At 70.0% G+C, this 23,965-nt stretch carries 20 protein-coding genes; 14 read left to right on the top strand and 6 right to left on the bottom strand.

Features of this window, described 5'->3' with window-relative positions:
- Nucleotides 1-6: 6 nt before the first annotated feature.
- Nucleotides 7-1,734, bottom strand: coding sequence for an extracellular solute-binding protein (locus AC1HC7_RS00100; protein ID WP_479496641.1), 1,728 nt, complete (start codon nt 1,732-1,734; stop codon nt 7-9).
- A gap of 530 nt (nt 1,735-2,264) precedes the next feature.
- On the opposite strand from AC1HC7_RS00100, the gene AC1HC7_RS00095 reads away from it, so the two are divergent.
- The 7 genes from AC1HC7_RS00095 to AC1HC7_RS00065 all read left to right on the top strand — a co-directional run bounded on the left by AC1HC7_RS00095 (nt 2,265) and on the right by AC1HC7_RS00065 (nt 9,265).
- Nucleotides 2,265-3,050 (top strand): 3-hydroxybutyrate dehydrogenase, encoded by a 786-nt coding sequence (locus tag AC1HC7_RS00095; RefSeq protein ID WP_479498520.1) that lies wholly within the window; start codon nt 2,265-2,267, stop codon nt 3,048-3,050.
- Between the two features lie 15 nt (nt 3,051-3,065).
- On the top strand, nt 3,066-4,148 hold the full coding sequence (locus tag AC1HC7_RS00090; RefSeq protein WP_479496639.1) for a patatin-like phospholipase family protein: 1,083 nt from the start codon (nt 3,066-3,068) through the stop codon (nt 4,146-4,148).
- Between the two features lie 174 nt (nt 4,149-4,322).
- Nucleotides 4,323-5,117, top strand: coding sequence for a hypothetical protein (locus tag AC1HC7_RS00085; RefSeq protein WP_479496638.1), 795 nt, complete (start codon nt 4,323-4,325; stop codon nt 5,115-5,117).
- A gap of 329 nt (nt 5,118-5,446) precedes the next feature.
- Complete coding sequence (locus AC1HC7_RS00080; RefSeq protein ID WP_479496637.1) at nt 5,447-6,268, top strand: spondin domain-containing protein; 822 nt, start codon at nt 5,447-5,449, stop codon at nt 6,266-6,268.
- A gap of 148 nt (nt 6,269-6,416) precedes the next feature.
- Nucleotides 6,417-7,982, top strand: a complete 1,566-nt coding sequence (locus AC1HC7_RS00075) for an acetate--CoA ligase (protein ID WP_479498519.1) — start codon at nt 6,417-6,419, stop codon at nt 7,980-7,982.
- A 76-nt stretch (nt 7,983-8,058) separates the two neighbouring features.
- Nucleotides 8,059-8,712 (top strand): DsbA family oxidoreductase, encoded by a 654-nt coding sequence (locus AC1HC7_RS00070; RefSeq protein ID WP_479496635.1) that lies wholly within the window; start codon nt 8,059-8,061, stop codon nt 8,710-8,712.
- A 40-nt stretch (nt 8,713-8,752) separates the two neighbouring features.
- Nucleotides 8,753-9,265, top strand: coding sequence for a hypothetical protein (locus AC1HC7_RS00065; protein ID WP_479496634.1), 513 nt, complete (start codon nt 8,753-8,755; stop codon nt 9,263-9,265).
- Nucleotides 9,266-9,326: 61 nt separating this feature from the next.
- On the opposite strand, the gene mfd is transcribed toward AC1HC7_RS00065, so the two are convergent.
- The gene (gene mfd, locus AC1HC7_RS00060) at nt 9,327-12,788 is read right to left on the bottom strand and encodes a transcription-repair coupling factor (RefSeq protein WP_479496633.1); all 3,462 of its coding nucleotides are present in this window, start codon (nt 12,786-12,788) and stop codon (nt 9,327-9,329) included.
- 53 nt (nt 12,789-12,841) lie between these two features.
- Complete coding sequence (locus AC1HC7_RS00055; RefSeq protein WP_479496632.1) at nt 12,842-13,345, bottom strand: hypothetical protein; 504 nt, start codon at nt 13,343-13,345, stop codon at nt 12,842-12,844.
- 148 nt (nt 13,346-13,493) lie between these two features.
- Between AC1HC7_RS00055 and AC1HC7_RS00050 the strand changes: the two genes are divergently transcribed.
- From AC1HC7_RS00050 to AC1HC7_RS00040, 3 genes are all read left to right on the top strand, one after another.
- Nucleotides 13,494-14,261 carry an MBL fold metallo-hydrolase gene (locus tag AC1HC7_RS00050; protein WP_479498518.1) on the top strand — a complete coding sequence of 256 codons (768 nt, stop codon included), beginning with the start codon at nt 13,494-13,496 and terminating at the stop codon, nt 14,259-14,261.
- An 82-nt stretch (nt 14,262-14,343) separates the two neighbouring features.
- Nucleotides 14,344-15,348, top strand: coding sequence for a porphobilinogen synthase (gene hemB, locus AC1HC7_RS00045; RefSeq protein WP_479496630.1), 1,005 nt, complete (start codon nt 14,344-14,346; stop codon nt 15,346-15,348).
- A 106-nt stretch (nt 15,349-15,454) separates the two neighbouring features.
- The gene (locus tag AC1HC7_RS00040) at nt 15,455-16,012 is read left to right on the top strand and encodes a lipid-binding SYLF domain-containing protein (protein ID WP_479496629.1); all 558 of its coding nucleotides are present in this window, start codon (nt 15,455-15,457) and stop codon (nt 16,010-16,012) included.
- Nucleotides 16,013-16,303: 291 nt separating this feature from the next.
- On the opposite strand, the gene AC1HC7_RS00035 is transcribed toward AC1HC7_RS00040, so the two are convergent.
- Nucleotides 16,304-17,167 (bottom strand): NAD(P)-dependent oxidoreductase, encoded by an 864-nt coding sequence (locus AC1HC7_RS00035; RefSeq protein WP_479496628.1) that lies wholly within the window; start codon nt 17,165-17,167, stop codon nt 16,304-16,306.
- 174 nt (nt 17,168-17,341) lie between these two features.
- Here AC1HC7_RS00035 and AC1HC7_RS00030 point away from each other — a divergent pair, with 174 nt between their 5' ends.
- From AC1HC7_RS00030 to AC1HC7_RS00015, 4 genes are all read left to right on the top strand, one after another.
- The gene (locus AC1HC7_RS00030) at nt 17,342-19,864 is read left to right on the top strand and encodes a penicillin acylase family protein (protein ID WP_479498517.1); all 2,523 of its coding nucleotides are present in this window, start codon (nt 17,342-17,344) and stop codon (nt 19,862-19,864) included.
- A gap of 146 nt (nt 19,865-20,010) precedes the next feature.
- Nucleotides 20,011-20,334 carry a helix-turn-helix domain-containing protein gene (locus AC1HC7_RS00025; RefSeq protein WP_479496626.1) on the top strand — a complete coding sequence of 108 codons (324 nt, stop codon included), beginning with the start codon at nt 20,011-20,013 and terminating at the stop codon, nt 20,332-20,334.
- A 79-nt stretch (nt 20,335-20,413) separates the two neighbouring features.
- The gene (locus AC1HC7_RS00020; RefSeq protein WP_479496625.1) at nt 20,414-22,162 is read left to right on the top strand and encodes a SulP family inorganic anion transporter; all 1,749 of its coding nucleotides are present in this window, start codon (nt 20,414-20,416) and stop codon (nt 22,160-22,162) included.
- A 48-nt stretch (nt 22,163-22,210) separates the two neighbouring features.
- Nucleotides 22,211-22,627 carry an EamA family transporter gene (locus AC1HC7_RS00015; protein WP_479496624.1) on the top strand — a complete coding sequence of 139 codons (417 nt, stop codon included), beginning with the start codon at nt 22,211-22,213 and terminating at the stop codon, nt 22,625-22,627.
- A gap of 13 nt (nt 22,628-22,640) precedes the next feature.
- Here the strand turns inward: AC1HC7_RS00015 and moaB are convergent, their stop codons facing one another.
- Both moaB and AC1HC7_RS00005 read right to left on the bottom strand, forming a co-directional pair.
- Nucleotides 22,641-23,183, bottom strand: a complete 543-nt coding sequence (gene moaB, locus AC1HC7_RS00010; RefSeq protein ID WP_479496623.1) for a molybdenum cofactor biosynthesis protein B — start codon at nt 23,181-23,183, stop codon at nt 22,641-22,643.
- Between the two features lie 58 nt (nt 23,184-23,241).
- Nucleotides 23,242-23,965: uracil-DNA glycosylase (locus tag AC1HC7_RS00005; RefSeq protein ID WP_479498516.1), on the bottom strand; the 724-nt coding region annotated here is incomplete at its 5' end.

Below are 23,965 nucleotides of genomic sequence, written 5' to 3'. Positions count from 1 at the left end.
GCCGGATCATGGCGTCTGCCACCAGACGTCAGGCAGGAACCCGGTCCAGTCGCCATAAAGCGGGATGCGCGCCGGATATCGCAGATCGGCGCGATGGGCCACCCGGGACACCGGCGAATGCCATAGCGGGATCACGTGGATCCCGGTGGTCAGCACCCGGTCGAGCGCCCGCGCCGCGGCGATGAAATCCGCCGCGTCCCGCGCCGCCAGCAACGCATCGATCGCCGCCTCGACCGCCGGGCTGGCGACGCCCATGTAGTTGCGCGTGCCCGGGGTCTCGACCCCCGTCGATCCCCAGTAGAACCGCTGTTCGTTGCCGGGGCTCAGCGACATGGCCCAGCCGTTGACGATCATGTCGTAATCGTAATCCGTCAGCCGCCGCTGATACTGCGCCGAGTCGATGCTGCGGATGCCGGCCTCGATGCCCAGCGTCTTCAGCCCGTCGACGAACACCGCCGAGACCGGTTCGTAGAATCCGCCGCGCAGCAGGATCTCGAAGCGAAACGGCGCGCCCTGCGCGTTGCGCAGCACCCCGTCGCGCACTTTCCAGCCCGCCGCCTCCAGCAGCGCGCGCGCCTTGCGCAGGTTGCGCCGGTTGCGCCCGGACCCGTCGGTCACGGGCCAGGCGAAACCGCCGTCGAGCGCGCCCGCCGGCAGATCCGCCGCGAAGGGCGCCAGCAGCGCCGCCTCGCGCCCCGTCGCCGGCCCCGAGAACCCCAGCGGCGAATTGTCGAAAAAGCTCCGGATCCGCTTGTAGGCGTCGCGGTTCAACGTGCGGTTCACCCATTCGAAATCAAAGGCCAGCGCCAGCGCCTCGCGCACCCGGCGGTCGGCGAAGATCGCCCGGCGCTCGTTGAACACGAAGCCGGTCATGCCGGTGGGGCGCTTGTTGGGGATCTCGGATTTCACCGCCTCGCCGCGCTGCGCCGCGGGGAAATCATAGCCCTCGATCCAGCGCACCGGGTCGCCCTCGCGAAACACCGTGACCACGCCGGCCTTGAAGGCCTCGAAGCGCGAATTGTCGTCCTTGAAATACTCGTAGCGGATCTCGTCGAAATTATTGCGCCCGGCGTTGAAGCCCAGCCCGTCGCCCCAGTAGTCGCGATTGCGCTTGAACGAAATGAATCGCCCGGGTTCGAAATCAGCCACCACATAGGGGCCCGAGGCGATCAGCGGCTCCAGCGTCGACTCGGCGAAATCGCGGCCCTCGAAACGCGCCCGCTTCAGGATCGGGCGCAGGCCGAGGATCAGCGGCATCTCCCGGTCCGGGGCGTTGAAATGAAAGCGCACCGCGCGATCCCCGCGCCGTTCCACTCGCGCGATCTTCTTCCATGAACTCCGATACCCCGGGCGCCCCTTTTCCGCCAAGGTCTCCATGGACCAGATCACGTCGTCGAGCGTCACCGGCGAGCCGTCCGAGAACCGCGCCGCCGCGCGCAGGGTGAATTCGACCCAGGACCGGTCGGGCGGGGTCTCGACGCTTTCGGCCAGCAGGCCGTACAGCGTGAAGGGTTCGTCCCAGCTGCGCCCCATCAGCGATTCGACGCTGTGGGTGCGCACCCCCCAGGGCGCGCGGCCCTTGATGACGTAGGGATTGAGCGAATCGAATCCCCCGACTTCGCCGAAAACGATTCGCCCGCCCCGCGGCGCGTCCGGATTCGCGTAAGGCAGCGCGGCGAATCCCGGCGCCAGCGCCGGTTCGCCATGCATCGCGATCCCGTGTTCCGCCGCCATGGCGGCGCCGCCGCATATGGGCGCCGCCCCCAGACCTAGCGCCAAAGCCAACGCCAACCGCATTCCCTGCATGTTCCGCCTGTCCCTTTTCCGGCCCGCTCAACCGCCGCCGTCACCTGTCGCCCGGCGCCCCGTGGCAGAGTTGCCGCACTCTCGCCCCGCATTGGCGGCGCAAAGTTTTTTCTTGCGCGGCAGAGGCTTGTTTCCGTATCCTGCCACCACTGCTCGATAGGTTTCTTGCCTGTATGAAACCTGCCTCAAACACTCAACGCCCTCTTCGGAGGGCGTTTTTTTTTGGCGCGCCTCCTGAACGCCGATCATCGCGCCTCCGCCCGTCGCGCGCCCGCCCAGCGCGCCCGCCGCCCGCCTGCCGCCCGCCCGACACGCGCCCGCCGCGCGCCCGTCGCGCGCCTGCCGCGCGTGCGGCGCGGCATCGGCTCGCCTTTTTCGCCGCGACTGCGTAGACAGGCCCGGCACGCGGGCGGCGCGCCGCCCCGGCGATCCTATTGGCCATCGAGGAAAGGCGCATCATGTCTTTGCAGGGAAAAACCGCCATCGTCACCGGGTCCAACTCCGGCATCGGGCTGGGGGTGGCGCGGGAACTGGCGAAGCTCGGCGTCAACGTGGCGCTGAATTCCTTCACCGACCGCCCCGAGGACCACGCGCTGGCGGCCGAGATCGCCGCCGGGACCGGAGCCCGCGTCATCTATGTCCAGGCCGACATGTCCGACGGCGACCAGTGCCGGGCGCTGGTGGAACAGGCCGCGGGCGCGCTGGGGGCGGTGGATATCCTGGTGAACAACGCCGGCATCCAGCACGTGGCCCCGATCGACGCCTTCCCGACCGCGAAATGGGACGCCATCATCGCCATCAACCTGTCCTCGTCATTCCACACCACCGCCGCGGCGCTGCCGCTGATGCGCCAGCAGGGCTGGGGGCGGGTCGTCAACATCGCCTCGGCGCACGGGCTCACCGCCTCGCCGTTCAAATCCGCCTATGTGGCGGCCAAGCACGGCGTTGTCGGGCTCACCAAGGTCACGGCGCTGGAAACCGCCGAGGAGCCGATCACCTGCAACGCCATCTGCCCGGGCTACGTGCTGACCCCGCTGGTCGAGGCGCAGATCCCCGACACCATGGCCGAATACGGCATGAGCCGCGAGGAGGTGATCCGCGAGGTCATGCTGGCGCGCCAGCCCTCGAAGGATTTCGCCACCGTCGAGCAGCTCGGCGGCACCGTGGCCTTCCTGTGTTCGGATGCTGCCGCGCAGATCACCGGCACGACCATATCGGTGGATGGCGGCTGGACGGCGCTGTAGCGGGGCGGCGCCGGCATGGCCGCGATTCACCAAACCAAGACCGTCAACCTGGCGCTGCAGGGCGGCGGGGCCCATGGCGCCTTCACCTGGGGCGCGCTGGACCGGCTGCTGGACGAAACGCGGCTGGAGATCGAGGGCGTCACCGCCACCTCGGCCGGGGCGATGAACGCCGCCGCCTTCAAATCCGGGCTGCTGCGCACCGATTCCAGCGGCGACCCGGGCGGGCGCGAGGGCGCGCGCGCCGCGCTTGACGGGTTCTGGGGGTCGATCGCGCGCATGGGGCGCGGCCCGGCCAATCCGATGCTGGAATGGGTGCGCGCCTTCAACCCCAGCACCGACGCGCTGGCCGACGTGATCGAGACCAGCCCCGGCTATCACGTGGGCGACGCGCTCAGCCGGATGTTTTCGCCCTACGAACTCAATCCCTTCAATCTGAACCCCTTGCGCGATCTGCTCACGCGGGAGCTGGATTTCAATCTGGTGTGCCGGGACTGCGCGCCGCAGCTGTTCGTCGGGGCCACCAACGTGCGCAACGGCAAGATCCGGGTGTTCAGCAAGCGCGAGATCAGCGTCGACGCGCTGCTGGCCTCGGCCTGCCTGCCGACGATGTTTCAGGCGATCGAGATCGAGGATCCGAAAACCGGTCGCACCGAGGCCTATTGGGATGGCGGCTACACCGGCAATCCGGCGCTGTTTCCGCTGTTTCACGAAACCGAATCGGCGGATGTGCTGATCGTCCACATCAATCCCATCGAACGCGAGGACATCCCGCGCACCGCCCGCGACATTCTCAACCGGGTCAATGAAATCAGCTTCAATTCCTCGCTGCTGCGCGAATTGCGGGCGGTGGATTTCGTGTCCCGACTGCTGGAGGACGGGCGGCTGGAAGCGGGGTCCATGAAGCGCATCCTGATCCATTCGGTGATGGATGACGCGATCATGACCAAGCTCGGCGTCGCCACCAAGGCGCAGCCGGACTGGACGCTGCTGTGCAATCTCAAGGCGGCGGGGCGCGCGGCGATGGATGATTTTCTGCGCGACAACTGGGGCAATCTGGGGCAACGCTCCAGCATCGATCTGCGGGCGATGTTTTCCTGATCCCGCGACACCCGGATACGGGTGAACTTGCGCGGAGTCGCTCTCCGGGTTGAAAATGAACGATTTCCATACGATAGTCGATGAATGTTCTCTGGCGCGCCGCGCTCCCAACGCCACCCCCTGGCTTCGAATGATTTCCGGGTCTTGTCGAAAAAATCCAGTTGGAGCGCCCCCATGCAAGGCGGTTTGAGCATCGATCGGCTGAAACGGGGCCTGCGCCGCCGCACGGACTGGAGGGCGCTGCGGAAACTGCGCAACCGCACGGAAAACCTGCTGGTCGAAAAATTCGCCGGCGGCGCGCCGGTGCATTTCCTGCATATCGGCAAGACCGGCGGCACCGCGATCAAGGAGGCGCTGCGCCACGAAAGATGGCGCCTGAATTGCAATCTCAGGCTCCACGATCACGGTTTCAAGCTGACGCATGTGCCGGTCGGCGAAAAGGCGGTGTTCGTGCTGCGCGACCCCGCGTCCCGCTTCGTCAGCGCCTTCAACAGCCGCAAGCGCATGGGCATGCCGCTGAATTTCCAGCCATGGCGGCATGCCGAAGAGGCCGCTTTCAAACGCTTCGAAACCCCCGAGGACCTGGCGCTGGCGCTTGTCGCCGCCGATCCCGACGCCCGCGCGGCGGCGGAGGCGGCGATGCGCGGCATCCAGCATGTGCGCGACACGTTGCAAGACTATCTGGGCGACCCGGCCGCAATCGCCGCCCGCGAGGACGACATCCTGCTGATCGGCCTTCAGGAAAATCTGGGCGAGTGCTTTGCGCAGTTCAAACGCCTGATCGGCGCGCCCGCCGGGCTGTCGCTGACCGCCAGCGCAAAGCGCAGCCATCGCGGCGCCCCGGCGAAGCCGCTGTCGGCGGCGGCGGTCGCGGCGCTGCGCGACTGGTACGCCGCCGATTACGCCATACTCGGGCATTGCCGCGACCTGCGCCGCCGGCGGGGCTGGGACGCGGCGCCCGGGGCCTGACGATCGGGCGCGATCAGGCGCGATCAGGCGGCGGGAAACGGCGATCGCCACGGATCGGCCCCGAATCCGCCCCGAATCCGCCGCAGATTCGCCGCTCCGATGACCGCAGGGTGAAGGCGCCCGCACGGCCCGCGCAATTTTTCGTGTACTAATGTTTATTTCAGAAACGGACTGTTCACGGCATTTTCGTTGCGCGGCGGCGTGCAGAGCGTGTGGGGCTCGCGCATGAGCGATTCGGTGCGTTTTTTGCCGGGTCTCCGCAGCATCGCATTTCAACCAGACGCACCGGAAGGGGCGCAGCCCATTTCCGCAACCCAAGGGAAACGAACATGTTTGCAAAACCACTGGTCGCCGCCGTCCTCTGCGCCGCGGCGCTGAGCGCCGGCGCCGCAGAGGCGCTAACGATCCGCGTCACCGTCACCAACACCGCCACGACGGGCGGGCTGACGCTGACGCCGCTCTACGTGGCCTTCCACGCCGGGGGCTTTGACGCCTTCGACAACGGCGCGGTGGCCTCGCCCGGGATCGAGCGGCTGGCCGAGTTCGGCGATCCCTCGGTGATCCAGGCCGAACGGCTGGCGGTGCAGCCGGACAGCGTCGGCGGCGTCATCCTCGCGCCCGCCGGGTTTCCCGGCGCGCCGGTGATCGAACCCGGCGAATCCGCCAGCATCCGGCTCAACGTCGAAGCCGGGGCCAATGACTACCTCACCTTCCTGTCGATGGTCCTGCCCTCCAACGACACCTTCATCGGCAATGACGATCCGCTCGCCTACCGGATCTTTTCCGCCGGCGGGGCGTTTCTGGGGGATCAGACCATCGAGGTGACCGGCGCGTCGATCTGGGACGCCGCGACCGAGGTCAACTTCCCCAACAACGGCCCCGCCTTCGTGCCCGGGCAGGACATCGCCGACGGCGCGGTCGAGGGCGGGGTGGTGACCCCCGGGCAGAGCCTGCTTGGCTTCGCGGGAACCGTGCTGCCCAACGGGCAGACGCTCGACGCGGCGCAGATCAATTTCCTCAGCGATCCGGGCGGGTTCTCGGTGGCGACCATCCGCATCGCCGCGGTGCCGCTGCCCGAGGCGCTGCCGCTGCTGGCCGCGGCGCTTGGCGGCATCGGCCTGATGGCGCGGCGCCGACGCCGCGCCGCCTGACGCGCGGCGCCGCAACGGGCGCGGGCGGCGATCCCGCCCGCGCCAGAGGCGCGACCGCTTTTCACCGCGCCAGAGGCGCGACCGCTTTTCACCGCGCCAGAGGCGCGACCGCTTTTCACCACGCCAGAGGCGCCCTAGACAGGCGCCCATGACCCGTGATGCGATCTCCGTCCCGCCGCTGAGGCAAAGCCTGTTCGACCTCGGCCCGCCGCCGCCCTGCCCGGAACGCTTCAACATGGCCCGCCACACGCTGGAAAACGGCGCCCCGGCGGACAAGATCGCGCTTACGGTGACCGGCGGCGGGGCGACGCTGCGCCGGACCCATGGCGAGATGCGCGACGCCGTGCGCCGCGCCGCCGAAGGGTATCGCCGCGCCGGGGTGCGGCAGGGCGACAGGGTGCTGCTGCGAATCGGCAACGAGCCCCGCTTTCCGGCGCTGTTCTTCGGGGCCATCGCCGCGGGCGCGGTGCCGATCCCCAGTTCAACCGGGCTCACCGCCGGCGAGGTGACCGCCCTGGGGCGGGAGGCCGAGCCGGCGCTGGCGATCTGCGCCGACGATCTGCGGGCCGGGGCATCGGGCCTCGACTGCCGGGTCATGGGCGACCGGGCGACCGCCGGGCTGATGGCCGCGCCGCCGGGGGACTACGCCGACACCGGGGCCGAGGATCCGGCTTTCCTGATCTTCACCTCGGGCACCGGCGGGCGGCCCAAGGGGGTGCTGCACGCCCAACGCAGCGCCTTCGCGCGACGCATGATATGGACCGGCTGGTACGGGCTGGACCCCGAGGACCGCGTGCTGCATGCGGGGGCGTTCAACTGGACCTACACGCTGGGCGCCGGGCTGAGCGACCCGTGGGCGGCGGGGGCCTCGGCGATCATCCACGCCGCGACCGGCGCGCGCGATCCCGGCGTCTGGGCGCGGCTGCTGCGCGAACATGACGCCACCATTTTCGCCGCCGCGCCGGGGGTCTACCGGCAATTGCTGAAATCGGGCGCCGACCTGTCGGGGTTGACATCCCTGCGCCACGGGCTGACCGCGGGCGAGCGCACCCCCGAGGCGCTGCGCGACGCCTGGACCGAAGCCACCGGACGCCCGCTGTTCGAGGCGCTGGGCATGTCGGAGATTTCCACCTATGTCTCCGCCTCGCCCGACACCCCGGTCAGGCGCGGCTATGCCGGGCGCCCGCAGCCGGGGCGGCGGGTGGCGGTGCTCGACGACGATCTGCGCCCGGTTCCCGTGGGCGCGACCGGGCGGCTGGCGGTGTCACGCCGCGATCCGGGGCTGATGCTGGGCTACTGGCGGCGCGAGGCCCCGTGGCGGGGCGACTGGTTTCTCACCGGCGATCTGGCGGCGATGGAGTCCGACGGCTATGTCGCCCATCGCGGCCGCGCCGACGAGGTGATGAACGCGCTCGGCTACCGGGTCGATCCCGGCGAGGTGGAGGAGGCGCTGGCCTCCCACGCCGACGTGGCCGAGGTCGCGGTCGCCGCGCTGCCGGTGCGCGCCGATCTCGAGGTGATCGCCGCCTTCGTCGTGGCCCGGCCCGGCGCCGCGCGCGACGCCGCGGCGCTGCTGGCCCACGCGGCGCAACGGCTCGCCCCCTACAAGCGCCCGCGCGAGGCGGTGTTCGTCGACGCCCTGCCCCGCACCGCCAACGGCAAGCTGCGCCGGGCCGCGTTGATCGACGCCCATCGCCGCGACGCGCCCGCGTGACCGTCCCGAAACAGGAAACGCAGCGTTTCCGCCCCGGCGCCACCCCGCGCCCGCGCAACAGGCTAGGATGGCGCCCATGATCACGCTCGACATCATCTCGGATCCGATCTGCCCGTGGTGCTGCATCGGCAAGGCCAAGCTCGATCGCGCGCTGGAAAGCGCCGGCGAACGCGGCGCGCTGGCCTTCGACCTGCGCTGGCGGCCCTTCCAGCTCAATCCCGACATGCCGCCCGAAGGCATGGACCGGCGCGCCTATCTGGAGGCCAAGTTCGGCGGCAAGGCCGGGGCCGAAAAGGTCTACGGCGCCATCGAGCGCGCCGCCGCCGAGGCCGGGCTGGAGATCGATTTCGCGAAGATCGCGCGCACCCCCAACACCATCGACGCCCATCGCCTGATCCGCTGGGCGCAGTCCGCGGGCAATCAGACCGCCGTGGTCAACCAGCTGTTCCGGCGTTACTTCCTGCTGGGCGAGGACATTTCGGATCACCGGATCCTCGCCGACGCCGCCCACGGCGCCGGCATGGACCGCGAGGCGATCGCGAAGCTGCTGGCCTCGGACGCCGATCTCGCCGAGACCCGCGCCGAGGACGCCAAGGCCCGCGAAATGGGCGTCAGCGGCGTGCCCACCTTCATCATCGGCGGCAAATACGCGCTGCAAGGCGCCCAGAGCCCCGAGACATGGACGCGGGTTCTTGATGAACTCGCGGCAAACGCCACATTAGAGGCTTGAGCGACAACAAGACCGTCCGGCGGACGGGGGAGCGGACCTCATGAACGGCTTGATGAACATCCTCGACGCCATCGGCGCCGACCCCATGGCCAAATGGGTGGTGGCGGCCTTCGCCATGCGCGCCGCGTGGACCATCCTGGCCGGCCAGCGCTGTCCGTTATGCAGCGGCAAGGCCCGGGTCGACCCCGCCGAGGCGGCGCAGGTGCGCAAGGAAGGCGCGTTCCGTCATTCCTGGCGCTTCCTGCTGGTGATGCTGCTGGGGATGGCGCTGGCGGTCGCGGGGCTGTTCAAGCTGGCCGCGCCCGGCGCCGAGGCGCCCCTGGCGCTGTTCCTGCTGGTGCTCGGGGTCTATCTGTTCACCACGGAACCGGCGCGCCAGCAGATCAGCGTGCTGAAACGCCAGGTGATCGCCGCCAGCTACGGCGACCCCGCCGCCCGCGCCACCGCGGTGGCGCTGCTGCGCGGCGCGCAGCTGAAGCTCGCCGCCATGGAGGTGGGGATCGTGCTGCTGATGGCGGTTGGCGTTCTGGCGCTTGGCGGCGGGATGACCTAGGGCGCGCCCGCCCCCATCACGCCCCCATCACGCCACGGCCACGCCGCGCCCGCGCCGCGCTTCAGCCCGGTTTCGCCGCCATGGCCAGATCCCTGGCGAGGCCGAAGGCGCCCTTGATCTTGGCGGCGTCGTCGAACCAGTCGCGCCGCACCACGATCTTGTTGTCGCGGATCTTGGCCAGCCCGTTCTGCGCCTGCAGCCAGTCCGCCAGCCCGGCGGGGTTGGCGAACCTGTCGTTGCGAAACTGCACCGTCGCGCCTTTCGGCCCGCCGTCAAGTTTCGAAATTCCGGCGCGCCGGCACATGCCCTTGACCCGCACCACGCGCAGCAGGGTCTCGACCTCTTTCGGGGGCTTGCCGAAACGGTCGTGGAGCTCGGCGCCGAAGCCTTCCAGCTCCTCGCGCGTCTCCAGCCCCGACAACCGGCGATACAGCCCCAGCCGCACGTCGAGATCGGGCACGTAATCGCCCGGGATCAGCACCGGCAGGCCGAGATTGATCTGGGGCGACCAGCCGTCGTCGTCGGCGTCGGACAGGCCCTCCATCTCGCCGGCCTTCATCTTGGCGATCGCCTCCTCCAGCATGTCCTGGTAGAGTTCGTAGCCGACCTCGCGGATCTGCCCGGATTGCTCCTCGCCCAGCAGATTGCCGGCCCCGCGGATGTCGAGATCGTGGCTGGCGAGGTTGAACCCGGCCCCGAGACTGTCGAGCCCCGCCAGCGCCTTCAGCCGCTTTTCCGCCCCCGCCGTCAGGCGCTTGCGCGGCTCGGTGGTCATGTAGGCGTAGGCGCGCAGCTTCGAGCGCCCGACCCGGCCCCGGATCTGATACAGCTGCGCGAGGCCGAACATGTCGGCGCGATGCACGATCAATGTGTTGGCGGCGGGGATGTCGAGCCCGGATTCGACGATCGTGGTGGCCAGCAGCACGTCGTATTGCCCGTCATAGAAGGCGTTCATCTTCTGGTCCAGCTCGCTGGCGGGCAACTGCCCGTGGCCGATCACGTAGCGCACCTCGGGGACCTGATCCTTCAGGAAATCCTCCATGGCCCCCAGATCCGAGATGCGCGGACAGACGATGAAGGACTGGCCGCCGCGGTAATGTTCGCGCAGCAGCGCCTCGCGCAGGGTCACCGCGTCGAACGGCGCGATATAGGTGCGGATGGCGAGCCGGTCGACCGGCGGCGTGGCGATGATCGACAATTCGCGCACGCCGCTCATGGCCAGTTGCAGGGTGCGCGGGATCGGCGTCGCGGTCATGGTCAGCACATGCACGTCGGAGCGAAGCTGCTTCAGGCGTTCCTTGTGGCGCACGCCGAAATGCTGCTCCTCGTCGATCACCAGCAGGCCGAGATTGGCGAATTTGACGTTTTTCGCCAGCAGGGCATGGGTGCCGATGACGATATCCACCTCGCCGTCCGCCATGCCCTTTTTCGTTTCCGCCGCCGCTTTGGCGGTGACGAAGCGCGACAATTGCCGCACCCGGATCGGCAATCCGCGAAAACGATCCGAAAAACTTTTGGCGTGCTGGCGGGCCAGCAGGGTGGTCGGGGCCACCACCGCCACCTGCACCCCGGACATGGCGGCGACGAAGGCGGCGCGGATCGCGACCTCGGTCTTGCCGAAGCCCACGTCGCCGCAGATCAGACGGTCCATGGGGCGCCCGGACGCCATGTCGTCGAGCACGTCCTCGATGGCGCCGAGCTGGTCCTCGGTTTCCTGATAGGGGAAGCGGGCGCAGAATTCCTCCCATACGCCATGCTGAGGGGTGAGCCTTTCGGCCGAGCGCAGGGCGCGTTCGGCGGCCACCTTGATGAGCTTCTCCGCCATGTCGCGGATGCGCGCCTTCAGCTTGGCCTTCTTGGCCTGCCATGCGCCGCCGCCGAGCCGGTCCAGCAGCCCGGTCTCCTGCCCGTAGCGGCTCAGCAATTCGATGTTCTCCACCGGCAGATACAGCTTGTCGCCGCCGGCGTATTCCAGCTTCACGCAGTCATGGGGGGCGCCCATGGCGGTGACGGTCTCCAGCCCGCGATAGCAGCCGATGCCATGGGAAACATGCACCACCAGATCGCCCACCGACAGGCCCGCCGCCTCGGTGAGAAAATTCTCGGCCCGCTTGCGCCGGCGCGGGGCGCGGATCAGCCGGTCGCCGAGCACGTCCTGTTCGGCGATCACCGCCAGCTTGTCCGTCTCGAACCCCGCCTCGATGCCCCAGACCGCGAGATTGACGCCGCGCTGCACGTCGGAAAACCGGTCGATCAGCTTCAGCGCCTCGAGCCCCGCGTCCTCCAGCAGGGTTTTCACGCGATCGCGCGCGCCCTCGGAATAGGTGGCGAAGACGACGGTCTTTTTCAGGGCCAGCGCGCGCATGTGGGCGGCCAGCGCGTCGAACACATGCGCGTCCCTCTGCTGGCGCTCGGGGGCGAAGTTGCGCCCCAGCCGTCCGCCGGCGTCGATGCAGCCCGGCCCCGGGGGCTGGGGCATGGGCGACAGCGGGCGCACGGCGCGCCCGGACAGGGCTTCGACCCATTGCGCCTGCGTCAGATACAGCGATTCCGGCGGGCAGGGCTTGTAGACCGGCGCGCCCATGGTGGTTTTCCGGGCCAACGCCTCGCGCCGGTGCTGGTAGTGGTCGCTGATGGTGTCCCAGCGGGCGGCGCGGGCTTCCTCGACCTGCGAATCAAGCGACACCGGCGCGCCGGGGAGGTAGTCGAACAGGGTCTCCATTTCCGCATGGAAAAACGGCGCCCAATGCTCCATGCCCTGATGCTTGCGCCCGGCGCTGACGGCTTCGTAGAGCGGATCGTCGAGCCCGGCGGCGCCGAAGCTTTCGCGGTAGGTCTTGCGGAACCGGGCGATGGAGTCCGGATCCAGGATCACCTCGCAGACCGGCGCCAGTTCTACGCGCTTCATGCGGGCGGTGGCGCGCTGGGTCTCGGGATCGAAGCGGCGCGCGCCGTCGAGCGTGTCGCCAAACAGATCCAGCCGCACCGGGCGTTTCGCGCCGGGCGGAAAGATGTCCACCACCCCGCCGCGAACCGCGAAATCACCGGGTTCGGTCACCGTCGAGGCGCGGTTGAACCCCATGCGCGCCAGGTAATCCTTCAGCGCGTCGAGATCGAGCGTGCGATCCACTTCGGCCACGAAGGACGAGGCCGCGACCACCGCCCGCGCCGGCGTGCGCTGCATGGCGGCGTTGATGGTGGTCAGGATCACGCAGGGCGCGCCCGCCCGCAACCCGCGGGCCAGCGTGGCCAGCGCCGCCATGCGCTGGGCGGAGATTTCGGCGATGGGCGAGATCCGGTCATAGGGCAGGCAGTCCCAGGCCGGGAACCGCAGCACCGGGATGTTCGGGGCGAAGAACGCCAGCGCCTCGGCAAAGGCCGCCATGCGCGCGTCGTCGCGGGCCACGTGGATCACCGCGCCGTCGGCGCGCGCCGTCAGGTCCGCGACCAGCTTCGCGTCATAGCCTTCGGGCGCGCCGCCGGTCAGCACCGTGCCGGGGGCAAGGGGTTTCGTCTGAGCCATGGGCGCGGGTTAGCGCAGGGCGCCGGCGCGCGCAACCCGGGCGCGAGGGCGGCTCACATCGAATACAGGAAAATCCGGTCCGCGTGCCGCACCGCGAAAAACGCCACCGCGAAAAACACCGCCATCATGCCCAGCGTCTGATTGATGCGCCGCCGGATCATGAAGCGCCGCATCAGGATATCGGGCGCCGGCTGGGCGCGATGCAGCGCCAGCGCCTCGCGCAGGGACAGGGTCATCATCCAGGCGGCCGGCGCGAACAGCAGGAACAGGCCCTGCGCCAGTTCCAGATCGGACAGGAAGGCCAGCACGCCGATGGCGGCCAGCAGGAACCCGACGGCCGCCGCCGCCGCCACCCCGTAGCGGCGCATCCCCAGATCAATGCGCATCAGGCTGCGCCGCGCCAGCGCATCGAACAGCCGCGCGTCTTCGCCGCCCAGCCGCATGGCGCGGCGCAGCAGGTCATAGGGCACGCCATGGGTGAAATGGCAGGCCATGGACCAGAAGACGGCGGTCAGCATCCAGTACCAGACCGAGAAGAACGTCGTCGTGTCGAACATGAGGCGACTGGAACTTTTACAGGTGGGCTCACGCCATGAACGGCGGCGCGGAACCCGCGCGCCGGGGAGCGCGACTATGCCGTCATCGGATTCGCTTGGCAATGCAAGGCGGCGCGATCATGCTGGCGGCGCAGCGAAAGGAGCCCCGATGCCGCCCGATCCGCCCCAGGCCGCCCCGCCCCAGGCCGACCCGCCCCGCGCCCGTCCCGAGGACTGGTACGCGCTGCGTCGGCTTGGCGACGGCGTGACCCATGTCAGCGAACCGCATATCCGCGAATTCTACCGCTGCAACATCTGGCATGTGCGCGGGCGCGACCGCGACATGCTGGTGGACAGCGGCATGGGGGTGGTGTCGCTGACCGACTGGATTCCGCTGGTCAGCGAACGCCCGCTCACCGCAATCGCCAGCCACACCCATTTCGATCATATCGGCTGCCATCACGAATTTCCCGACCGCGCCGTGCATCGCGCCGAGGCCGGCCTGCTCGCCGCCCCGACCCGCGCCAACACCTTCGCCGAAAAATACGCCCGCGACGACATCTTCACCCGCATGCCGCCGGCGCCCTACGTCTCGACCGCCTACGCGGTGCGCAAGGCCCCGGCGACGCGGATCCTCGACGACGGCGACGTGATCGATCTGGGCGACCGGGCGTTCGAGGTGATCCACACCCCCGGCCATTCGCCCGGCGGCATCGCGCTGTGGGAGGCGGCGAGCGGGGTGCTGTTTTCCGGCGACATCGTCTATGACGGCCCGCTGATCGAGGGCGAGAGCGATCTTGAGCAGGCCCAGTATCGCCGCTCGATGATCCGGCTGCTGGACCTGCCGGCGCGGGTCGTGCATGGCGGACATTATCGGAGCTATGACGGCGCGCGGCATCGCGCGCTGATCCGCGCGTGGCTGGCGGCGCGCGACTGATCCGCCCAGCCGCCGCCGCCCCGGCTTGCCGCCGCGCCGCGTCCGTGGCATTCGGGATCGCAGCCAGCCCCGAGGAGCCCCCATGACCCACCCGCGCATCGCCCCTTTCCCGTATTCCCGCCCGCGCCGACTGCGCCGCGCCGCATGGATCCGCGACATGGCGCGCGAACACGAACTGAGCGCGCGCGACCTGATCTGGCCGATCTTCGTGGTCGACGGGGTGGATCAGGAACAGCCCGTCGAGGCCATGCCCGGCGTGTCGCGCCTGACCATCGACCGGGCGGTGGAGGCGGCGCGCCGGGCCGCCGATCTGGGCATCCCCTGCATCGCGCTGTTTCCCTACACCGACCCGGCGGTCAAGACCCCCGGCGCGGAAGAGGCCTGGAACCCGAAGAACCTCGTCAACGCCGCCACGCGCGCCATCAAGCGCGCCGTGCCCGAGATCGGCGTGCTGCTCGACGTGGCGCTCGACCCCTATAATTCCGACGGCCATGACGGCATCCTGCGCGATGGCGTGGTGGTCAATGACGAGACCCTCGCGGCGCTGGAAAAGCAGGCGCTGGCGCAGGCCGAGGCCGGGGCCGACATCCTCGGGCCCTCGGACATGATGGACGGGCGCATCGGCTTCATTCGCCGCGCGCTGGAGGACAACGATTTCCAGGACGTGATGATCATGTCCTACGCGGCGAAATTCGCCTCCGCCTTCTACGGCCCGTTCCGCGAGGCGGTCGGCGCCTCGGGGGCGCTGAAGGGCGACAAGAAGACCTACCAGATGGACCCCGGCAACAGCGACGAGGCGCTGCGCGAGGTGGCCTCGGATCTGGAGGAAGGCGCCGACATGGTGATGATCAAGCCCGGGATGCCCTATCTCGACATCTGCCGACGGGTGAAGGACACCTTCGCCGCCCCGACCTTCGCCTATCAGGTGTCGGGCGAATACGCGATGATCGAGGCCGCCGCGCGCAATGGCTGGATCGACGGCGACAAGGCGATGCTGGAGGCCCTGCTGGCGTTCCGCCGCGCCGGCTGCGACGGGGTGCTGACCTATCACGCGCCGCGCGTGGCCGAGATCCTGCTGGGCGCCTGAGCCCCGATCCAGACCGGGTTCGCCTTGCCGCGGCCACAAGCAATCGCCACTATGCAGGGGCGAGAGGCGCCCCGGCGCGCCGACGCGAGGCAAGAGGAGAAAGCCCATGAGAGGCCCCAATCGACGCAGGTTCATGGCGGCGCTCGCCGCCATATCCATGTTCGCCGTCCCGGCGATGGCGGGCGCCGAAGACGCGCATATCATCAACTACAAGGCCGACAAGGCGCTCAACCGCCTGATGGCCAATTCGCCCGAGACCCGCGAATTGCTGGACAAGGCGCGCGGCGTGCTGATCATGCCCGAGATCAACAAGGCCGGGCTGCTGATCGGCGGCGCCTATGGCGAGGGCGCGCTGCGCATCGGCGATCAGACCGTCGGCTATTACGCCGTGACCGAGGCCAGCTTCGGCCTGCAGGCCGGCGCGCAGCGCACCTCGCAGGCGCTGCTGTTCATGACCACCGCGGCGCTGGAGAAATTCCGCCGCTCCGAGGGCTGGGAACTGGGCGCAAGCGCCGAATACACCCTGCTCGACAAGGGCGGCAAGCAGGCGGGGATCACCAACATCACCGCGCAAAGCCCGGTGATCGCCATCACCTTCGGCGAAGAGGGCCTTATGGCGGGGGTCAGCCTCGACGGCGCGAAATACACCAAGATCAAGCGCTGAAACGCGCAAGCGGCGGCCCCCCGGGGCGCCGCTTGCGGGCTTGCGCCGGCATCTTCGCCCGGCGCGCGCGGTCCCTTGCGGCGCCGTCGATCGTCGTCGCAAGGGGGCCGGGACCGCGAACGCATTGCCCGACATGGCGGGCACACGGATGAACGCAGCGAAAACAGGCGATCGAGCCCTGATTGAAATTGCCCCGGGATCGAATGATCCGGCACTCAACGCCAAGGTGAGGATCGCCTGAAAGCCAATGGCGAGGCCGTGCCGCGGCGCCCGACCTTCGACGCCCGACGCTCAGCGCAGGCGGCGGATCAGCGACGAGGTGTCCCAGCGCGCGCCGCCCATGGCCTGCACGTCCTTGTAGAACTGATCCACCAGCGCCGTCACCGGCAGCGCGGCGCCGTTCTCGTTGGCCTCGGCCAGGCAAATCCCCAGATCCTTGCGCATCCAGTCCACCGCGAAGCCATGTTCGAATTCGTCGTCGAGCATGGTCTCGAAGCGGTTCTCCATCTGCCACGATCCGGCCGCGCCCTTCGAGATCACGTCGACCACCGCCTTGCCGTCGAGCCCGGCCTTCTCGGCGAAGGCCAGCCCCTCGGACAGGCCCTGCACCAGCCCGGCGATGCAGATCTGGTTGACCATCTTGGTAAGCTGCCCGGCGCCCGACGGCCCCATCAGCCGGCAGGCCTTGGCGAAGGCCATGATCACCGGCTCGGCGCGGGCGAAGGGGGCGGCCTCGCCGCCGCACATCACCGTCAGGGCGCCGTTCTCGGCCCCCGCCTGCCCGCCGGACACCGGCGCGTCGATGAAATGCGCGCCGTGTTCGGCGGCGTGGGCGTGCAGGTCCCGCGCCACCCCGGCCGAAGCGGTGGTGCAGTCCACGAACACCATTTCCGGCGCCAGGCTTTCGAAGGCGCCGCCCGGCCCCATGGTCACCGCGCGCAGATCGTCGTCATTGCCGACGCAGGCGAACACGAATTCGGCGCTCTCGGCGGCGCCCGCCGGGCTGACCGCAACCTTGCCGCCATGCTGCGCCGCCCAGGCCTCGGCCTTGGCGTGGGTGCGATTGTAGACCGTGACCTCGTGGCCCGCGGCGGCCAGATGCCCGGCCATGGGATAGCCCATGACCCCCAACCCGATGAAAGCGGTTTTCGCCATTGCCCAAGCTCCCTGACTGTCGTGCGATTTGAGGCTGGAAACTGGCCCGCCGGAATGTTGAGGTCAAGCGATCCGGAGAATCGGCGCCCCGGATTCCCCCTTTCCACCCGCCGCCCGATCCTGCATACGGCCCGTTCCGCCCCATACTCCGATCCGGGAACCCGACCCAAGACCATGACCGTGATCTTCAAATGGCTGCTGCGCGCCTTCGCGGCGATGACGGCGCTGGGGCTGGCGGCGCTGGCCCTGGCCTACACGGTGCTGAGCGGCTCGCTGCCCGATTACGACCGGGATTTCGACGTGACGGGCGCCTCGGGCGACATCCGCATCCTGCGCGACGCCTACGCGGTGCCCCATATCCGCGCGCAGACCGACGCGGACGCGTTTTTCGGGCTCGGCTTCGTCCATGCGCAGGAACGGCTGTGGCAGATGGAAATCAACCGGCGCACCGCCGAGGGCCGCCTGTCGGAGCTGTTCGGCGCCGCGACGCTGCCCGTGGATCGGATGATGCGCGCGCTGGACCTGCGCCGCCTCGCCCGGGCCGCCCTGCCGCGCCAGACCCCGGAGGCCCGCGCCGCGCTCGAGGCCTACGCGCGCGGCGTCAACGCCTATATCCGCGCCGTGGGCGAGGAGGCGCTGGGCCGCGGCGCGCCGGAATTCTTTCTGTTTCCCGGCGACATCGCGCCCTGGACCGCCGCCGACAGCCTGGCGATCGCCAAGCTGATGGCGCTGCGCCTCACCGATCAGGCGGCGGCCGAAACCCGGCGCGCGGCGCTGTCGCTGCTGCTGCCGCCGGCGCGGCTGCGCGACATCCTGCCCGATTACCCGGAGGGCGCGCTGATCGAGGCCCCGGGCTACGCCGCGCTGCTGCCCGACGCGCGATTCGCGCCGCCCGCCCGCCGCGCGCAGGCGTTGCAGGCGCTGCCGGCGGCGGGGCGCGGCGGCGCCTCCAACGCCTGGGCGCTGAGCGGCAAGCGGGCGGCCGCGGGGGCGCCGATCCTGGCCAACGACCCGCATCTGTGGATCTCGGCGCCGTCGCTGTGGATGCTGGCGCGGCTGGATCTGCCGGGGAACGGGGACGGGGACGGGGAGGGGAAGGGGGGGGGGGACGGGGGCGGGGAAAAAACCGACGCGCCGCTGGGGATCATCGGCGCCACCCTGCCCGGGCTGCCGCTGGTGCTGATCGGGCGCAATCGCGACCTCGCCTGGGGGCTGACCGCCAGCTACGCGGACGATTCCGACATCTACATCGAAAAGCTCAACCCCGAGAATCCCGACGAATACATGACCCCCGAAGGCCCCCGCCCCTTTGCGACCCGGCGCGAACTGATCCCCGTCGCCGGCGCCGCCTCGGTGGAAACGACGCTGCGCTGGACCCGCCACGGCCCGGTGATCCCGCCCGACCAGATGAAGGTCGGCGAGATCACCCCCGCCGGCCATGTGGCGGCGCTGAGCTGGACCGCGCTCACCGAGGACGACACCTCGTTTTCCGCCGCGTTCGCGCTGATGCAGGCGCGCAACATCGATCAGGGCGCGGCGGCGATGGCGGCGCATGTGGCGCCCGCGATCAATGTCATGCTGGCCGACGCCAATGACGTGGGCATGGTCTCCGCCGGGCGCATCCCGCTGCGCCAGGCGCGCAACCAGGGGCGCGGGCGTCTGCCCTCGCCTGGCTGGGCGGCGGTGAATGACTGGGTCGGCTACATGGACTACGCCGACCAGCCGCGCGCGCTGCGCCCCGAATCCGGCGCCGTGGCCAACGCCAACAACCGCGTCAGCGACGCGCCGTTCCCCAGGCATGTCAGCTATCGCTGGGGCGATCCCTACCGCATCCGCCGCATTGAAAAGCAACTGAAGCTGCGCGAATTCCACACCGGCGACAGCGCTGCCGCGCTGCAGAACGACGCGGTGTCCGAGATGGCGCGCGCGGTGCTGCCGCTGATCGCGCGCGACCTGTGGTGGACCGGCGAGGCGGTGCCCGCCGACCCGGTTAAGGCGCGCCGCCGCGAGGCGCTGGAGATGCTCGGCGAATGGAACGGCGAAATGTCGGCCCACGCGCCCGAACCGCTGATCTTCGCGGAATGGATGCGCCGCCTGACCATCCGCCTCGCCGGCGACGAACTGGGCCCGGCGATCAGCCGCGTCGCCGGGCCGCGCCCGGTGTTCGTGGAACGGGTGTTTCGCGACATCGACGGCGCCGCGATCTGGTGCGACGTGGACAAGACCGCCAAGGTCGAGACCTGCGCGCAGATGGCGGGGCTGGCGCTCGACGACGCGCTGGGCGGGCTGGCGGCGAAATACGGCGCCGCGCCGCGCGGCTGGCGCTGGGGCGAGGCGCATATGGCGCGCCACAAGAACCCGGTGCTGGGCGACAACTGGCTGCTGGCGCCGCTGGTGAATATCGAGCACGAGGCCTCGGGCGGCGATTTCACCCTGCTGCGCGCCCAGTCGCGCGGCTATGGCGACGCCCCGCAGGAGGTGGTGAACGCCGCCGGCCTGCGCATGGTGGTGGATTTCGCCGACCCGGACAGTTCGCGGTTCATCATCGCCACCGGGCAGAGCGGCCACCCGCTGTCGCGCCATTACGACGACCTGTCGCGGCTGTGGCGGCGCGGCGACAGCATCCGCATGTCGCTGGACTACGCCGACGCCGAGGCCGGCGCCCTGGGCGCCACGGTGCTGCGCGCCGGCAAGTGACGCTTCCGGGTCGGGGCGGGGCGGCGGCGGGGCGGGGCGGGGCGGCGAAATTGATGTATAAAACATCACAATGCATGTTTGTTGAATGCATTGGACGATGCTGTATATAAACATCGCATGTCCTGATTCGCGCCGCGAGACCGCCGATGATCACCGCCACCCAATTGCGCGCCGCCCGCGCCCTGCTCGCCATCGACCAGAAAACCCTGGCGCGGCTGGCCGGGGTCTCGACCCCCACCATCCAGCGCATGGAGGCGAGCGAGGGCAATGTGCGCGGCGTGGTCGAGACCCTCACCAAGGTGGTCGAGGCCCTGAACCGCGCCGGGATCGAGCTGATCGGCGACAACGCCCCGAGCCCGGGCGGCGGGCGCGGCGTGCGGTTCAGCGCGCCGCGCGCGGCCCCCGACGCCGACCCGCCCCCGATCGGGACCGCGATCAAGAACGCGGTCAAACCCGCGCGAAACACCTGAAAAACCGAAAACCGACGCGACGAGGATCGCCGACTGAAAGCGACGCCCCCGCCGCCTTGATCCAAGGCCGCACCGCCAGATGACCGCACGCCCTTCGCCCCCGCGCGCCCGACCGGCGCCGCCCGCCCCCGGCCCGAGCTTCGCCGAGCTTTTCACCCCGAAGCTCGTCACCGTGCTGCGGGAAGGCTACGGGCTGGCGCATCTGCGCGCCGACGCGCTCGCCGGGCTGACGGTGGCGATCGTGGCGCTGCCGCTGTCCATGGCCATCGCCATCGCCTCGGGCGCCACGCCGGCGCAGGGGCTCTACACCGCGATCGTCGGCGGGATCCTGGTCTCGGCGCTCGGGGGCAGCCGGTTTCAGATCGGCGGGCCGGCGGGCGCCTTCATCGTGCTGGTGGCGGGCACGGTGCAGGCCCATGGCATGGAGGGGCTGATCCTCGCCACCATGCTCGCCGGACTGATCCTGATCGCCAGCGGGCTGCTGCGCTTTGGCGCCTATGTCAAATTCATCCCCTACCCGGTGACCGTCGGTTTCACCGCCGGCATCGCGGTGATCATTTTCGCCAGCCAGATCAAGGATCTGCTTGGACTCACCCTGCCCGAACCCGAACCCGGACCGCTGCTGGAAAAGCTGCCGGTCCTGTGGCGCGCCCTGCCGGGGCTGGATCCCGCGACCCTGGCGCTCGCGCTCGCCACCATCGGCGCGGTGGTCGGGCTCAAGGCGCTGCGCCCGCACTGGCCGGGAATGCTGATCGCGGTGGCGGGGGCCGCCGCGATCACCGCGGCGCTGGACCTGCCGGTGGCCACCATCGGGTCGCGCTTTGGCGGCATCCCCTCCAGCCCGCCGCTGCCGGCGCTGCCCGAGATCAGCGCCGCGAAAATCATGGCCGTGCTGCCCAACGCCGTCGCCTTCGCGCTGCTCGGGTCCATAGAATCGCTGCTCTCGGCGGTGGTCGCCGACGGCATGACCGGGCGGCGACACCGCTCCAATTGCGAACTGGCCGCGCAGGGGGTCGCCAACGTCGCCTCGGCGCTGTTCGGCGGCATCTGCGTCACCGGCGCCATCGCGCGCACCGCCACCAACATCCGCGCCGGCGCCCACGGCCCGCTGGCGGGGATCTTCCATGCCCTGTTCCTGCTCGCCTTCATCCTGATCGCCGCTCCCTCGGCACGCTACATCCCGCTGGCGAGCCTGTCCGGGGTGCTCGCCGTCGTCGCCTGGAACATGGCGGAAAAGCAAAGCTTCGCCATGCTGATGCGCGCCTCGCGCGGGGACGCGGCGGTGCTGCTCGCCACCTTCCTGCTGACCATATTCCGGGACCTGACCGAGGCCATCGTCATCGGCTTCGCGCTCGGCTCGACGCTGTTCATCCACCGCATGTCGCAGGTGACGGCGATCGAGACCCACGCGCCCTTCGTCGCCGAAGACAAGGCCGACGACGCCAACGGCGCCCGCGCGCCCTATGACGAGACCGCCGGCGCCGATCCCGACATCGTGGTCTACCGCATCACCGGCGCGTTCTTCTTCGGCGCCGCGGCGTCGATCGGGTCGGTGCTGGAGCGGATCGCCGACACCCACCGGGCGCTGATCATCGACCTGTCCGCGACGCCGTTCCTGGATTCCACCGCCGCCAACATGATCGGAGGGCTGGCGCGCAAGGCGGCGGGTCAGGGGGTGAAGGTGATCCTGAGCGGCGCCGGCCACGACATGCGCCGCACCCTGTTCGCCCATGGCGTCAAGCCGCCGCTGGTGAGTTTCGCCGCCACCGCCGCGCAGGCGACGCGCAAGGCGGCGCGGGACCTGGCCGGGGCGGATCGGCTTGTCTGAATCGCGGCGCCCCCATGGGCCGCCGCCGCAAATGGGGAGCAACACATGATGACCTGGCAAGCATGGGCCGTATTGTCGGCGGGCTTCGCCGCCCTGACCGCGATTTTCGCCAAGGTCGGGGTGGAGGGCGTCAACCCGGATTTCGCCACCTTCTTTCGCACGCTGATCATCCTGGCGCTGATCGCGGCGGTGCTGGGGGCGACCGGCGGCTGGCAGGCGCCGTCGAGCCTGTCGCCGCGCACCGCCGTGTTCCTCACCCTGTCGGGGCTGGCCACGGGCGCGTCGTGGCTGTGCTATTTCCGCGCGCTGCAGCTTGGCGACGCGGCGCGGGTGGCGCCGATCGACAAGCTGAGCGTGGTGCTGGTGGCGATCTTCGGCGCGGCGTTTCTGGGCGAACGGCTCGCGCCCGCGAACTGGGCGGGCGTGGCGCTGATCGCCGCCGGGGCGCTGCTGGTCGCGCGCTGAAAGGCGGCGCGCGTCACTTGCGCCGCAGATGCTCCTCCAGCCGGGGCATGATCTCGACGAAATTGCACGGCCGATGGCGATAGTCGAGCTGCTTTGACAGGATCTCGTCCCAGCCGTCCCTGCAGGCGCCCGGCGATCCGGGCAGCGCGAACATGTAGGTGCCGCCCGCCACCCCGGCGCAGGCCCGCGACTGCACCGCCGAGGTGCCGATCTTCTGAAACGAGATCATCGCGAAGATCGTCGCGAAGGCGTCGATCTCCTTGTCGTAGACGTCGCGATGCGCCTCCACGGTGACGTCGCGCCCGGTCAGCCCGGTGCCCCCGGTGGAGATCACCGCGTCAACGCCGTCATCCGCCGCCCAGGCGCGCAGGCGCGCGGCGATGTCGGCGCGCTCGTCGCGCAGGATCTCGCGCGCCGCCAGCAGGTGGCCGGCTCTGGCGATGCGCCCGACCAGCACGTCGCCGGAGCGGTCCCCGGCCAGGTCGCGGCTGTCCGACACGGTCAGCACCGCGATGCGCAGCGGGATGAAATCCAGAGTCTCGTCGATGCGGCTCATGCGCTTGTCTTTCAGTTGCCTGCAGGGCGGGTTTCAATCCGCCGGTGGGGCGGGCGTCTCAGCCCGCAACGCCGGCCTCCGCCGCCGCGTCCAGCCGGGCGCGCAGCGCCAGAAGATCGCGCCAGCTTTCCCGCTTCAGCGCCGGCGAGCGCAGCAGATAGGCCGGGTGGAAGCTTGGCAGAACCGGGCGCCCGCGCCACTCGGTCCATTTGCCGCGCATGCGGGTGATGCCGCTCGGGGTGTTCAGCAGCGCCTTGGTCGGGGTGTTGCCGAGCAGCAGGATCACCTGCGGATCCGCCAGTTCGATCTGGCGCGCGACGAAAGGCAGCAGCATGGCCACCTCGTCCTCGGCCGGGGTGCGGTTGGCCAGCGGGCGCCATGGGATGACATTGGCGATGTAGACGCCGCGCGCCGGATCCTCGCTGCGCCGGTCGAGCCCGATCGCCGCCAGCATGCGGTCCAGCAAATGCCCCGAACGCCCCACGAACGGCTTGCCGACCCGGTCCTCGTCATGCCCGGGCGCCTCGCCGATCACCATCAGCCGCGCCGCCGCGTGGCCGTCGCTGAACACGGTGTTGCGGGCGCCGCCCTTCAGCGCGCAGCGGTCGAAGCCCGCCAGCGCCGCGCCCAACTCGTCAAGCGTCGCGCAGGCGGCGGCGATCTCGGCGGCCACGGTTGCGGCGGGGGGCGGGGGCGACGGGCGCCTGATCGGCGGCGCGATCTCGGCGCCGGCGGGCAGGCCTCGGGGCGGCCGGCGCGCCGGCGCGGCGGGGGCGGCGGGG

The sequence above is a fragment of the Oceanicella sp. genome, assembly GCF_056449545.1.
The sequence above is the reverse complement of the archived record's forward strand: the minus strand, read 5'-3'. Positions and strand labels throughout refer to the sequence as shown.

Bases quoted from the DNA above. Each gene is read 5' to 3' on its own strand.
- AC1HC7_RS00100 (WP_479496641.1), bottom strand. From the start codon at position 1,734: ATGGCGGCGGAACACGGGATCGCGATGCATGGCGAACCGGCGCTGGCG.
- AC1HC7_RS00095 (WP_479498520.1), top strand. From the start codon at position 2,265: ATGTCTTTGCAGGGAAAAACCGCCATCGTCACCGGGTCCAACTCCGGC.
- AC1HC7_RS00090 (WP_479496639.1), top strand. From the start codon at position 3,066: ATGGCCGCGATTCACCAAACCAAGACCGTCAACCTGGCGCTGCAGGGC.
- AC1HC7_RS00085 (WP_479496638.1), top strand. From the start codon at position 4,323: ATGCAAGGCGGTTTGAGCATCGATCGGCTGAAACGGGGCCTGCGCCGC.
- AC1HC7_RS00080 (WP_479496637.1), top strand. From the start codon at position 5,447: ATGTTTGCAAAACCACTGGTCGCCGCCGTCCTCTGCGCCGCGGCGCTG.
- AC1HC7_RS00075 (WP_479498519.1), top strand. From the start codon at position 6,417: ATGACCCGTGATGCGATCTCCGTCCCGCCGCTGAGGCAAAGCCTGTTC.
- AC1HC7_RS00070 (WP_479496635.1), top strand. From the start codon at position 8,059: ATGATCACGCTCGACATCATCTCGGATCCGATCTGCCCGTGGTGCTGC.
- AC1HC7_RS00065 (WP_479496634.1), top strand. From the start codon at position 8,753: ATGAACGGCTTGATGAACATCCTCGACGCCATCGGCGCCGACCCCATG.
- mfd (WP_479496633.1), bottom strand. From the start codon at position 12,788: ATGGCTCAGACGAAACCCCTTGCCCCCGGCACGGTGCTGACCGGCGGC.
- AC1HC7_RS00055 (WP_479496632.1), bottom strand. From the start codon at position 13,345: ATGTTCGACACGACGACGTTCTTCTCGGTCTGGTACTGGATGCTGACC.
- AC1HC7_RS00050 (WP_479498518.1), top strand. From the start codon at position 13,494: ATGCCGCCCGATCCGCCCCAGGCCGCCCCGCCCCAGGCCGACCCGCCC.
- hemB (WP_479496630.1), top strand. From the start codon at position 14,344: ATGACCCACCCGCGCATCGCCCCTTTCCCGTATTCCCGCCCGCGCCGA.
- AC1HC7_RS00040 (WP_479496629.1), top strand. From the start codon at position 15,455: ATGAGAGGCCCCAATCGACGCAGGTTCATGGCGGCGCTCGCCGCCATA.
- AC1HC7_RS00035 (WP_479496628.1), bottom strand. From the start codon at position 17,167: ATGGCGAAAACCGCTTTCATCGGGTTGGGGGTCATGGGCTATCCCATG.
- AC1HC7_RS00030 (WP_479498517.1), top strand. From the start codon at position 17,342: ATGACCGTGATCTTCAAATGGCTGCTGCGCGCCTTCGCGGCGATGACG.
- AC1HC7_RS00025 (WP_479496626.1), top strand. From the start codon at position 20,011: ATGATCACCGCCACCCAATTGCGCGCCGCCCGCGCCCTGCTCGCCATC.
- AC1HC7_RS00020 (WP_479496625.1), top strand. From the start codon at position 20,414: ATGACCGCACGCCCTTCGCCCCCGCGCGCCCGACCGGCGCCGCCCGCC.
- AC1HC7_RS00015 (WP_479496624.1), top strand. From the start codon at position 22,211: ATGACCTGGCAAGCATGGGCCGTATTGTCGGCGGGCTTCGCCGCCCTG.
- moaB (WP_479496623.1), bottom strand. From the start codon at position 23,183: ATGAGCCGCATCGACGAGACTCTGGATTTCATCCCGCTGCGCATCGCG.